General features: G+C 27.3%; 8 protein-coding genes. 3 read left to right on the top strand and 5 right to left on the bottom strand.

Annotated elements, in window-relative coordinates; translation table 11 throughout:
* Positions 1-3: 3 nt before the first annotated feature.
* Positions 4-1,779: an ABC transporter ATP-binding protein gene (locus tag ACTG45_RS07670; RefSeq protein WP_479920108.1), complete on the bottom strand. Its 1,776-nt coding sequence runs from the start codon at positions 1,777-1,779 to the stop codon at positions 4-6.
* Positions 1,780-2,070: 291 nt separating this feature from the next.
* Here ACTG45_RS07670 and ACTG45_RS07665 point away from each other — a divergent pair, with 291 nt between their 5' ends.
* Together ACTG45_RS07665 and ACTG45_RS07660 are read left to right on the top strand one after the other, a co-directional pair.
* Complete coding sequence (locus ACTG45_RS07665) at positions 2,071-4,299, top strand: YhgE/Pip domain-containing protein (RefSeq protein WP_202594856.1); 2,229 nt, start codon at positions 2,071-2,073, stop codon at positions 4,297-4,299.
* 196 nt (positions 4,300-4,495) lie between these two features.
* Positions 4,496-5,065 (top strand): TetR/AcrR family transcriptional regulator, encoded by a 570-nt coding sequence (locus ACTG45_RS07660; RefSeq protein WP_479920107.1) that lies wholly within the window; start codon positions 4,496-4,498, stop codon positions 5,063-5,065.
* A 57-nt stretch (positions 5,066-5,122) separates the two neighbouring features.
* Here the strand turns inward: ACTG45_RS07660 and ACTG45_RS07655 are convergent, their stop codons facing one another.
* The gene (locus tag ACTG45_RS07655; protein ID WP_479918521.1) at positions 5,123-5,422 is read right to left on the bottom strand and encodes a rhodanese-like domain-containing protein; all 300 of its coding nucleotides are present in this window, start codon (positions 5,420-5,422) and stop codon (positions 5,123-5,125) included.
* A gap of 207 nt (positions 5,423-5,629) precedes the next feature.
* Between ACTG45_RS07655 and ACTG45_RS07650 the strand changes: the two genes are divergently transcribed.
* Complete coding sequence (locus tag ACTG45_RS07650) at positions 5,630-8,677, top strand: serine hydrolase (protein WP_479920106.1); 3,048 nt, start codon at positions 5,630-5,632, stop codon at positions 8,675-8,677.
* A 55-nt stretch (positions 8,678-8,732) separates the two neighbouring features.
* On the opposite strand, the gene ACTG45_RS07645 is transcribed toward ACTG45_RS07650, so the two are convergent.
* The 3 genes from ACTG45_RS07645 to ACTG45_RS07635 form a co-directional block, all read right to left on the bottom strand.
* Complete coding sequence (locus ACTG45_RS07645) at positions 8,733-10,007, bottom strand: 4Fe-4S dicluster domain-containing protein (RefSeq protein ID WP_479920105.1); 1,275 nt, start codon at positions 10,005-10,007, stop codon at positions 8,733-8,735.
* A 233-nt stretch (positions 10,008-10,240) separates the two neighbouring features.
* Entirely contained in the window at positions 10,241-12,799 is a 2,559-nt protein-coding gene (locus ACTG45_RS07640) for an ABC transporter permease (RefSeq protein ID WP_479920104.1), read from the bottom strand.
* Positions 12,800-13,477 carry an ABC transporter ATP-binding protein gene (locus tag ACTG45_RS07635; RefSeq protein WP_479920103.1) on the bottom strand — a complete coding sequence of 226 codons (678 nt, stop codon included), beginning with the start codon at positions 13,475-13,477 and terminating at the stop codon, positions 12,800-12,802.
* Between the last annotated feature and the right edge of the window lie 73 nt (positions 13,478-13,550).

The following is a 13,550-nucleotide window of genomic DNA, read 5'->3' as shown; positions in this document are numbered from 1 at the left end:
TCCTTAATTTACATCTTCATTTGCTAAGTTCTGCAACTCAAAAATTTTTTTATAAATTGGAGAACTAACCAGTAAATCTTCATGTGTAGCAAATCCAACCACCTCTCCCTCATCTAAGACTAAAATTTTATCACAGTCAATTATAGAACTAATCTTTTGTGAAATAGTTATGATGGTACATTTCTTATTTTCTTTGTTTTTTAAATTATTTATATAATCTTTTATATTCTTTCTAATAGTCGTCTCTGTATTAATATCCATTGCACTAAAGCAATCATCAAGAATTAATATTTGTGGTTTTTTTGCTATAGCTCTAGCTATAGTAATTCTTTGTCTTTGTCCTCCTGATAGGTTTTTACCCCTTTGAAATAAAACTTCATCATAAGAATTTTCAAGTTTTGTTATAAATTGATTTGCATTTGCTATCTTACATGAATTTATAACATCTTCTCTACTTATAGCCTTATTTCCCATAATTATATTTTCTAGTATACTTTTCCCAAATACACTACTATTTTGAAATACTACACCTATTCCTTCTCTTAAACTTTCTTCAGAAACACTGTATATACTATTTCCTCCAATCTTAATATCTCCTTTGTCAACTATATATAATTTTTGAATTAAATTTATTAAAGAAGTCTTTCCTGAACCAGTCTGACCAATCATACCAATATTTTGACCTTCTTCTATTTTAAAAGATACATTTTTTAATATTTTTTCATCTGTATTTTTATTATATGAAAAATAAACATTTTCAAAAACTATATCACCACTTGTAAATTTTAAATTCTTTTCTTCAACATTTAAACTGGTATTTTTCTCAATTATTTCTTCATTCTCATCAAGCAAAACTTCACTTACTCTTTCATAAGAAGCTTTTGCGCGAACAAAAACATTAAAAACATGTGAAATCATTATAAGTGAGGTTAATATTCTAGTCATATAATTTACATAAGCAACTATAATTCCAATTTTAATTTCTCCTGAATAAACTAAATGTCTTCCAATTAATAATATTATTATTATGGAAATATTAATAATTATTGTAATTGTAGGTCTAAAAAACGACATCATTGTTGTAGCTTTTCTACTATTTTGAAAAAGCTCTTCATTTAACTCTTCAAAACGTTTACTCTCATAATTGTATCTGCAAAATAATTTAACTACTTTTATTCCACTTAAAAACTGTCTTAATTTTGAATTTATTTTATCTGTACTTTCCTGTACATTTTTAAATAGTCTATATCCAATCTTCATATTGAGTAATATTATAATAAATATAATTAAAACTGCAACTAAGATAATTATTGACATCTTTAAATTTAATTTTATGGCTATAATTAAGCTTCCTATACACATGATTGGCGATTTTATAAAAACCCTCATCATTCCATGAACGAATTGTTGTATTTGGTTAATATCATTAGTGATTCTTGTTATTAGTGATGCTCTACCAAATTTATCTATTTGTTTTAATGAATATGTATTTATCTTTTCAAATACATCCTGTCTCAAATCGTAGGAAAAGCACTGAGAAACTCTTGCTGAGATTATACTTCTTATTATTGAAAATATTGCCCCTAAAAAGGTTATTCCTATCATTAAAGCTCCAGTTGATAATATGTAATCTAAGTTCTTATTTGAAACTCCTATATCTATTATTTTTGCCATTATAGTTGGTTGAGCTAAATCACAAAAAGCTTCCAATGTCAAAAAAAATACTGCTGTCAGAAATAATACTATATATTTTTTTATGTATTTTTTAAAATACCTCATTTAATCATCCCTTCATAGAATTTTCTCATTATAAAAAGTATATCATAATGGCTAATTTAATTGATTGTATCAATTATAAATATTTGTTTTATTATTAATTTTTATACTATACACGTTATAAATTATTTGTTTTTATTTCCTATATTTATATATATTTATAGCATACTATTATATATAATATATATGTATTAAAATTAAGACAAAACTTTAACTTTACTATTTGTGTAAAAAGTAATATAATTTAAAATTGATTATAAATCTAACTTTTTCTCTATCAAAATATTTTAGGAGGTGAGACATTTGAAAAAAACTAATAGTTTAAAAGAATTTTTAAACTGGAATAATATCAAGAATTTAAAACCTTCAAATGGTTTAAAAAATATATTAGAAATTTTTAAAAATGACCTAAAAGATATACGTGGAAATTACGCAGTACTTGTAATAGTTGTAGGACTTGCTTTTTTACCTTCTTTGTACGCTTGGTTCAATATAAAGGCATCTTGGGACCCTTATGGAAGTACTGCTAATATGCTTGTAGCAGTAACAAATGAAGATAAAGGAAATGAAATAGCAGGTCAAAAGATTAATGTAGGAGACCAATTAATCGAACAACTTAAGGATAATAAAAGTTTAGGTTGGCAGTTTGTAGATGAAAAAACCGCTCTTGAAGGTGTTAAAAAAGGTACTTATTATGCGTCACTTAAAATACCAAAGAATTTTACAAAAGATTTAACATCATTAATTACGGATGATGTTAAAAAAGGTGAAATTATTTATACAGTAAATGAAAAAATAAATGCAGTTGCACCAAAGATTACTGACAAAGGTGCTTCTACAATACAGTTACAAGTTAATCAGACTATAGTAAAAACAGTAAGTGAAATCGTTCTTGGTATATCAAATGGAGTTGGTGCAGGAATTGAACACAGTCTTCCAAAATTAACAAAGGTTGAAAGTTCTCTTATCGACCTTCAAAAGAGATTTGACCATATAAATAAGACTGTCGATTTAGCCTCTGATGCTACTTCAAAGTTGTCTGATACAGTTAAAGATATTAAATCAGATTTACCTACTATTAAAAAGACTTTAAATGATACAAAACTGTTATCAAATGATTTAAAGAAATTCTTAGAGGATACAAATGACAATTTAGATGAGCTTTCTCCTCTTATAAAATCTGATTTAAATTTAATGGTTGACCTTTCATCTTCGGCTTCTTCCCTTACATTAAATTTAATTGATGCTGTAAATAGTGGAAGTGAAGATGTCCCTAAGTTGATAGATAATTTATCAGAAAAGCTTTCTAATTTACAATCTTTAAATGATACATTAGAAGACTTTTTAACTAAATTAAACCAGCTTACATCAAATAATAGATTGGATGATGTAATAGATAACCTAGAAGACTCTAACAATAAAATAGATTCCTCTATATCAACATTGAATGACATTAAAAACAAGGTTATATCTGGGCAACAACCATCTATAAGTGCATTAAATAATGTTTTAAGTTTATCAAATGGTATTGGAAGAATTAATTTAAATATTTTAAATAATTTTGATTCAAAAATATCAAAACCTATAAATAGTATATTTTCAAATAGTATAAAAGTAGCAAATGATATAATTACTGTTTTAGATAAGGCAGAAGCAAAACTTCCAAAGGTTGAAGAAATACTTACTACTTCTCTAAGTCTTTCAGGAAATGCACAGGAAAGTATATCATTAATAAGAGAAAGACTTCCTCTTGCAAAAGGAATGTTGGATGACTTGATTGATAATTTAAGTAAGATTAGTAATGGTGAAGATATGAAAAAATTAGTCAGCTTACTTGAAAGTGATATATTAACAAAGTCTAATTTCTTAAAGGAACCTGTTGAAGTGAAAACAGAAAAATTATATCCAATTGAAAATTATGGTTCTGCAATGACACCATTTTATAGTGTTCTTTCTACATGGGTAGGTATATTACTTCTTTCAGCATTATTATCTACATCTGTACATGGAAACTATAAGCCATATGAAATTTATTTTGGAAGGGGTCTTACTTTTCTAAGTATAGCTCTCATCCAAGGCTTCATAATTGGAACTGGAGACATACTATTATTAGGAGTAACAGCAAAGCATCCAATTTTATTGATACTTCTGCTTATGTTTACTAGTATGGTATTTAACTTTATTGTTTATTCTTTGGTTTCTGTATTTGGAAATGTAGGAAAAGCAATTGCAATAGTACTATTAGTCGTTCAAATTGGTTCTTCTGGTGGTACATTCCCTATACAAGTTACACCTACATTCTTCCAAAGAATAAATCCTATAATGCCATTTACCTATGCAATAGGTGCTACAAGGGAAGCAGTGGGTGGTATATATGCTCCAAATTTAACTAAAGATATATTAGTTCTATTGCTATTTATGATTCTGTCTATTTGTTTAAATGTACTTCTAAAAGGACCTATAAACAGAATTATAAAGCCATTTAACGATAAATTTGGTGATAGTAATTTAACTGGTCATTAAAAAATCAATTTTGTATCTAAATATATTTTTAAATACAGAATTTCAACCTTACATTAAAGGTAGTAGCTTATCAGTTACTACCTTTTTTAACTTCAAAACTAAAATTTATTACATAATATAAATGACTGATATTCATTCATTGACTTTCAAAATTCCTTATGTTATTATGTATTTGAAATTATAAGGAGGATACTATATGGCACGTATTACTAAAGAACCAAATGAACGTAAGCAAGAAATTCTAGACACTGCAATAAAATTATTTTATGAAAATGGATATGAGAAAACCTCTATCACTGATATTGCAAAACATATGAATGTTGCACAAGGATTATGTTATCGCTATTTTCCATCAAAAGAAAGCCTATTTGATAGTGCTATAGACTACTATGCACAGACTCTAGTGGACAAAATGTCTACTATTATCGATAATACAGATAAAACATTAAAGCAAATTATTGAAGAAGTACCTACATTTATTGATATAGAAACTGATGATAACCATTACTACAAAGTATGTCATGGAGAAAAGAGTAAAAAAATTCATGACCAATTATCTTTAAAAATATGTGAAAAACTTATTCCTATAGTAAAAAAACAGCTTCAACTGGCTAATTTACGAGGAGAAATTAATATTCCTGACACTGATACCACAGCATACTTTTGTGTATATGGTCAGCAAGGAATATTATTACGTGAAGATATTTCAAATACTGAAAAAGTAGAAAAAATTTGTTCTTTCCTAAATTACCTTATGAACATATAAGTATATCCCTGCTTAATAAACAGGGATATATTCAGTATTCAATATAACTTACATACTTTAATTAAGATAATCAGTTATTCCTGAGTTTAAATTATACAGATGTTCAAATCCTTCCTCAGCCAATAAATTACATGCAGTAACACTTCTATGACCACTTCTACAATAAACCACTACTTTCTTATCCTTATATTCATAAATTTCATCTATGTTATTAATTAGCTCTTGTAAAGATATATTTATAGCATTTTCTATTTTACATTCTCTAAATTCATCTTTAGTTCTTACATCTAATAATAAAATATCTTTTTCATTTTTCATCATTTCTTTAAGTTGTTTCTTATTTATATTCTTGTACATATGTCTAAGATTCCTCCATTTTATTTGTATATATTACTTATACCCTTTATTCTTCATACAACAACAAATATTCTTTTATATTTTTCTCAGCTATATAAAAGATATACTTAATAAAAGCTTTTTTTATTGTTAATAATCTGTTGATTAAAATAATTAAGAATGTTATGCTAATTATAAATTATTAAAAGGGAAAAGAGGTAGTGTAATATGTTTAAGCAAAGGCTCTCTAAATTATTATCTAGTACATTAGTATTGAGTATGTTATTTACTGCTGCTCCAAATATTACTTTTGCTGATAGTAATGTAAAAGATAACTCGGAGAAATATCAAAGTTCTGACATAAAGCTAAATGATTATAGCAAAAACTCAGAATCTTATCCAAAAACTAAAGCTCTTGCTAAAGAGAAAATTAAAACTTTATTATCTAAGTATGGAATTGAAAATGCTCAATATGCTTTGATTGATAATGGTAAAATTGAGATTTCTGGTAATGGTGGAGTCTACAGTAGACAGGATAATAAAAATTTAACTAAGGATAACATGTATAATATTGCATCTATCAGTAAGATGTTTACTACTACTGCTGTTATGAAGTTAGTAGAAGAGGGAAAAGTAAAATTAGATACTCCTATTGTAAATTATATACCTGAATTTAAAATGGCTGATGAGAGATACAAAGAAATCACTCCAAGAATGTTATTAAATCACTCATCAGGATTAATGGGAAGTACTTTAAAAAATGCTCTTTTATTAGGAGATAATGATTCTTATGGTCACGATAGTTTTCTAGAAGAATTAAAAAAACAAAGATTAAAAGCTAAACCAGGAGCTTTTTCTGTTTATTGTAATGATGGATTTACTTTAGCTGAAATTTTAGTAGAAAAAGTATCTGGTATGACATTTACTAATTTTATTGACAAGTACATAAGCAGTCCACTTAATTTACAAAATACAAAAACTCCAGAAGATAGTTTTGATAGTTCAAGACTTGCAAAAGCCTATGTACCTTATTTTGAAGATGCTGTACCACAAGATAATTTTAATACCATAGGTGCTGGTGGTTTATATTCAAGTGCAGAAAATCTATGTACATTTGCACAAACATTTATGAAAAAATCAAATGGTATTCTTTCACCTTCTTCAATAAAAGCTATGGAAAATAAAGAATATTTAAATGGTCTATGGCCTGAGGGAGAAGATTCTATACTTGGATATGGTTTAGGATGGGATTGCGTAAACACTTATCCATTTAATCAATATAACTTAAAGGCTCTTACAAAAGGTGGAGACTCTTTACTATTCCACAGTAATATTATAGTGCTTCCAGATGAAAATATGGCAGTTGCAGTTGTTTCTTCTGGTGGAAGTAGTCAACTTAATGAAATAATTGGACAAGAAATGTTACTGTCTGCATTAAAAGAAAAGGGTAAGATTAAGGAAATAAAACCTGATAAAACATTCAGCAAACCACAACAAGTTAAAATGCCAAGTTATTTAAAAGAAAATAGTGGTCTTTATGCGTCTTCAAATATGATAAAAGTTGATGTTAATGATAATGGAACTTTAACAGTATCTTCTCCTTATCTAGAAAATGGACCTGAAGATAAGTATGTATATATAGGACAAGATAGATTTGTTTCTGAAAAAGGTAATAGTTGTTTAAAATTTGTAAAAGAAAAAAATAACCTTACATATTTAAATATGAGCTCTTACGATGATGTTCCAGGATTAGGTCAAACAGCAAGTTTATATTATGTAGCTCAAAAGGTAGATAGTAGTAATAATATATCAGATAGCGTAAAAGAAGCATGGAAGAAAAGAAATGATAAAGGTTACTATATAGTAGATGAAAAATATACTTCTCAGCACTATATGTTTGGTTCTGTAAAGGCAGTTCTTGGTCTTTCAGATGGAACTCCTGGTTATATAGCTAATACTAAAATAGCAGATGAAAATAACTCAAATGCATTTATAGAAATACCTGGTGTAATGGGACGTGACTTAGCTGATATTAAACTTCATAAAGAAAATGGTACAGAGTATTTAACTTTTGCCACACAGACATATATTAGTGAAGATTCTATAACTAATTTGCCATCAGAAAAATCTTTCACATGCGAGTTAGCATCTAACGGCTATGCAAAATGGTATAAGATTGGTGACGATATAGCAAACAAAAAAATAGAAGTTAATCTTCCTCAAAATTCATCTTTTGCTGTTTATGATGCTAAAGGAATTCCTGTAAACTATTCTTTAGTTACAAAGAATAATAGAGTTAGATTGCCAAAAGGAGGCGTAATTGTTTTCTCAGGAAGTCCAAATGCTAGATTTGAAGTTGCATATCAAGATGAGGTAAATACAAATACATTGACAGGAACTGATAGATATGAAACTTCTATTAAGATAAGTCAAGCAGGTTGGGAAAATGCTGAAAATGCAGTTTTAATAAATGACTCAGCAATTGCAGATGCTTTAGCTGCAACACCACTTGCATATAAGAAAAATGCTCCTATATTATTAACTGGAAGCTCTCAAATAAACGAAAAAACTTTAGCTGAATTGAAGAGATTAAAAGTTAAAAATGTATATGTAGTTGGTGGAGAAGCTTCTGTGAATGAAAAGTCCCTAGATACTATAAAATCAAATAATATTTCTGTATCTAGAATTTCAGGAAATGATAGATATCAGACTTCTATGAATATTGCCAAAGAATTGAATAATATTAGTAACATTTCAAAGATTTCAGTAGTTAATGGTGAAAAAGGATTAGCCGATGCAGTAAGCATTGGAGCTGTATCAGCTCAAAATGATATGCCTATAATACTTACTAATGAAAACAGTAATATAGATGAAATAAACAACTTGTTTAAAAACAAAAAAATTGATAAGTCTTATGTAATTGGTGGAGAATACACAGTTTCTAAAAATATAGAAAGTAAACTTCAAAATCCACAAAGAATATCAGGTAGCACTAGAAATGAAACTAATGCAAAGGTAATAAAAGAATTTTATAAAGATTCTAAGATAGACAACCTATACGTTGCTAAAAACGGAATCAATAAACAAGATGATTTAATAGATGGATTATCTGTTGGAGTTTTAGCTGGAAAAACTAAGTCTCCTGTAATATTAGTAGGAAATTTATTAGATTATAGTCAAAAAGAACTATTTAAAACTATGAGATTTAAATCTGTAACACAAATTGGTGGAAATGGAAATGAGAATTCATTTAAACAAATAAAAGAAATAGCTTAATATATTAAAATGGGCTATATTTAAGTAATATTACTTAAATATAGCCCTATTTTATCTATTTATCATTCATACTTAACAATTTATCCAAATATACTGACTTTAATTGTTTGCTGGCTAAAACTTTTTTAGCTGGTTCAAGTTTTAATATAGCTGATAGTATAGCTCCCATAGCTCTATGACTTGCTAATGCATTGTTATCAAAAATTAGATTTTGTAATTGTCCTTTTTCAATTGCCATTAGAACTGCTCTATGTACTGAGTTTGCTGGAGTTATTATCTTTTCATCTCTCTTTAATAGCATAATACTATTTTTATGACAATTTCTAACGCAAACTCCACAACCTAGGCATCTATCCTCATCAATTTGTATATATTCTTTATCATTTTCCTTGACCTTGCTTATTGCATCTATTGGACATGCAGATATACATTTACCACATTTTACACAACTTTCATGGTTTATATTTGGTATAAAACTAGTAGTCTGTACTGGATGAAGATTTCCAAATCTTTTAGCTGCTACTAATGCCTCGCAACAACAGCCACAACAATTACATATGAATGTAACTCCTTTTCTAACATTTTCTCCACATTGAACTAAGTTATGCTCATATGCTTGATGAAGTAGCTCTTTACATTCTACTTTATCTACACGTCTTGCAAACTTATTATTTATTAAAGAATTTGCTACGTTGTCAAATGTCATACATATATCCATAGGAGCATCACAAGCCTTACCAACATGTTGCATTCTATGTCTACAGTAGCACATACTTACACCTATATGAGTCGATGTATCAATTATATGAGTGGCTCTTTCATAATCTAAAATACTAACTTCATTATCATTAGTTAAAACTTCCTCTTGAACATACACTCTTCCAAGCTTTGTTTCCGTTGAATAAAATAAATCTTTTATAAAATCTTCTTCTACATTCATATATTGATAGTAAAGTTCTGCTAAAAGTTTTTGGTCTATATCATGTCTTGTTCTCATCATAGCAAACTCAAAAAAGCCAGCCATTGGAGGAGGCATTATATATTTTTTTCCTTTATTATCTTCTATATCTAGTATCAGAGCCTTACTTGCAAGTTTATCTAATACTCTATATGCTTCACTTTCACTTACACTCCAGATTTTAGCTGCTGTTTTTACTCTAAAAGGCTTTATTGGAAGCTGAGCTACTAATTTGGCTTCTTGTTCTGTATATAATACATTTAGTATTTTGTATAATGTATCTGATGGTGGAGCACCTTGTGGAAACTTGTTTATTCTTTCCTCTAAACTTTTATACATGTTCTTCGCAGTTATATGAGAAATAGTAATCACCTTCTTTTTCTTTTGTTTTCCAATAAAATCAAATATTTATACTTATTTATAAATACTTTATCTAAACCCTTACTTTATATAATACCAATTCTTTCTAAATAGTTAAATACCTCTAGTAATTTATTTATTAGATTTCTTATATAAATAAAAAATCGTTTATTTAGTATAATAATAGTTTATACCAATTAAACGATTTTAATAATATTTTATATAAATAAAAATTACTTTTATATTTAGATACTTTCTCTTCTTATATTATCTATTATATTTTCTTTGTTCAATTTACTCATTGGTATATAAGCTGCTATAAAAGTTATTATAAAAACACTTACTATACATATAGCTATTGCTGCCCATGGTATAACAGGAGAAAACTCAAGCACACCTGAAATAAGTTTATTCATAACTAGAGTCATACCAATACCAATTGGTATTCCAAATAATAAAGACAATATACCATATATAAAACTTTCTAAATATATCATTTTCCTAAATCCTTTAGGAGTAACCCCTATAGATTGTATTATCGCAAGTTCTCTTTTTCTTAGATTTATACTTGTACTTACTGTATTTAGTATATTTGTAACACTTACTAGAGATATAACTGCTATAAAGCCATATACAAATATTTTGACAACTTTTAGATTTTGTTTTTCTTCTTCTCCTGCACTTTCATCATGGAAGTTAAAATTATTTTTATCAGCTAAAGATTCTACTCTCTTCTTAGTCTGAACATCTCCTTCTGAATCTATAAATATAAGACTTCTATTTAATTTTAAACCTAAATTTTTAGCAACTTCATCATAAGTTATAAATTGCAAGCCCATATTTTGATAACCCATTCCTAGACGTTCTTCATCAGTTATAGCAAGAATTTTAATCTTCATTTTTTTACTTGAACCATTGTCATCAAGATATTCACAATTTACTGTATCTCCAACTTTGTAATTAGTTAACTCCACGATACCTTTCTTACCTCTAGATTCAAAGTAACTTTTTCTAACTAGAATCACACCATTTTCTTTAATTGCTTTTTCCTTATCAAAAGAACCTTTTATTAAATTATTTGTTTTATTTTTTATTGAAAATTCTCCTGGAAACCTTAATTCATTATTTATAAAGTCGTATTCATAACTATCTCCATTCTTATACTGTTCACAATAATCCTTAATTAAATCTTCATTGGATTTATTTATTTTATTTTCACTTACTCTTATAGACATAGACTGACCTGTTGCTAATTCAAAGTTTTTTATTCCAGGAATCTCCTGTAATGTACTTATAACATCATCAATAGGTCTAGCTGTACCCTTTGCAGTTAAATATAAATCATAGTTTTTTTGAGAATTTCTAATTTCTTCACCTTTTAGCAAAAGTAACGTAAATCCACTAAAAGATACAAATATTATTATACTTATCATTAAAGAAAAAAGAGTTACTATGAATTTTTTTCTATTTCTTCTCATATTTTTATATGCAAGTACTCCTTCAGTCTTAAAAATCAGTTTAATAAGCTTTGAGTCTTTGACTTTTCGTACTTTATAGTCTCCACTGTTTTTAATTATATCAAGTGGAGAAATATTAGAAGCTGCTATTGCAGGTAATAGAATTGATATAAATATTGTAAATAAAACTATTATTATACTAACAATAATTATTATTGGGTTATACACTATTTGTAAACTCATCTGTGTAACAATCGATTCTGTAAAATACCTATTTATAGTTTTAAATAATAAGTCTATAGCTATTGTTCCAGATATTAGCCCTATTGGTATTCCAATTAAACTAATTATAATACCTTCTATAAAGACCAATTTTTTAATTTGGCTAGATGTAGTACCTATAGAATTTAATATTCCAAACTGTTTTTTTCGTTCAATTATAGAAATGCTAAAAGAGTTATATACTGTAGCAATAGTACATATAACTACTAAAATAGTCACTACTGCAATTATAGACTTTATAGAGCTATTTATGTTTGCATACTTACTAGCACCTTGTAATCTTAATAAATGTTCATTGTATTTTACCATATCAGAAACTGATTCTTCATCTTTATTTGGATATATGTTTTTGCTTATTTTTTTACTTATTTTATATACATCTTTAGGATTTTTTACTGTTACTGAGATGTTCATTGTGCCATTGTAATTAACTGCAGGATTAAAGTAAGTTATAGCAGTTGTAATTTCATCATAAAGCTCAAATCCAGGTTTTTTAATTATACCAACAAGTTTAAAAGTTCTTTCCTTTTCGTTCGCTATATAATCACCCTCATGAAATACCCTGTTATCAATCTTTTTCTTATTTGAGTCAAACATGTCTCCTACTTTTAAGGTTATCTCATCTCCTATTTTTAATTTATCATCCATAAGATTAATAACATTTTCACTTAGAACAATTTCTCCAACCTTAGATGGCAATCTACCTTCTTCTATAGAAATTTTATATCCATCCATTGCATTTTTATCATACTGTTTTATACTTAATATAGCATTTTCACTATTTTCTAATTTAGAATATCCAATTTGCTTAGTAAATGCATGTTTTTCTATTTCAGCTGATTTTGTTACATATTCCATATCTTTTTTATTTACATCATTGAATGTAACATGAAAACTTCCATCATTCTTTATAGTTTCTCTTACTTGATAATCCATGAAACTTTCAAATATATTTCCTATACCACAGATTAAAGCTGTTGAAAGTATTATCCCAATTATAGTTACAATAGTTCTTCTTTTATTTTGTTTTAAGTATCTAATAGTTAGTGATGTATATAAGTTCATTTACATCACCTCATCACTTTTTATAATTCCATCTTCTATACCTATAATTCTGTCAGCCTGAAGCGCTATGTTTTTATCATGAGTTATCATTATTAGTGTCTGATTGTATTTCTTTACTGATAATTTTAATAATTCTAGTATTTCTTTCGAGTTTTTACTATCTAAATTACCTGTTGGTTCATCTGCTAATACTATAGAGGGTCTATTAATCAAAGCACGTCCTATAGAAGTTCTTTGTTGCTGTCCCCCTGATAACTGGTTTGGAAGATGCTTTTCTCTATCATTTAGACCTAGTGTTTTCATCAAATCATTTAAATATTCTTTGTCGATATCTCGATTATCAAGTTCTGCTGGAAGCAATATGTTTTCCTTTACAGTTAAGACTGGAATTAAGTTATAAAATTGATATATAAGACCTATATTTCTTCTTCTAAATATTGCTAAATCTTTGATTTTTAAATTATAGATATCCACATCATTTATATAAACTTTACCACTAGTAGGTCTATCAACACCTCCTAGCAAATGTAATAATGTACTTTTACCACTTCCACTTGGCCCTGTTATTGCTATAAACTCACCTTTTTCAATTGATAAGCTTACATTTTTTATAGCATCAACTTTTGTCTCATTTTTACCATAACTTTTAGTTAGATTTTCTACTCTTAAAATTTCCATGGCTACCTCCAATATTTATATTCTATACTTCATATATTAGACTTTAGCTATTACTACAAAGTGAATTAAATAT

It is taken from the genome of Clostridioides sp. LIBA-7602, from assembly GCF_056688945.1.
The sequence above is the reverse complement of the archived record's forward strand: the minus strand, read 5'-3'. Positions and strand labels throughout refer to the sequence as shown.

Excerpts from the sequence above, each read along its gene's own strand:
- ACTG45_RS07670 (WP_479920108.1), bottom strand. The coding sequence starts at position 1,779 with ATGAGGTATTTTAAAAAATACATAAAAAAATATATAGTATTATTTCTG.
- ACTG45_RS07660 (WP_479920107.1), top strand. The coding sequence starts at position 4,496 with ATGGCACGTATTACTAAAGAACCAAATGAACGTAAGCAAGAAATTCTA.
- ACTG45_RS07655 (WP_479918521.1), bottom strand. The coding sequence starts at position 5,422 with ATGTACAAGAATATAAATAAGAAACAACTTAAAGAAATGATGAAAAAT.
- ACTG45_RS07650 (WP_479920106.1), top strand. The coding sequence starts at position 5,630 with ATGTTTAAGCAAAGGCTCTCTAAATTATTATCTAGTACATTAGTATTG.
- ACTG45_RS07640 (WP_479920104.1), bottom strand. The coding sequence starts at position 12,799 with ATGAACTTATATACATCACTAACTATTAGATACTTAAAACAAAATAAA.
- ACTG45_RS07635 (WP_479920103.1), bottom strand. The coding sequence starts at position 13,477 with ATGGAAATTTTAAGAGTAGAAAATCTAACTAAAAGTTATGGTAAAAAT.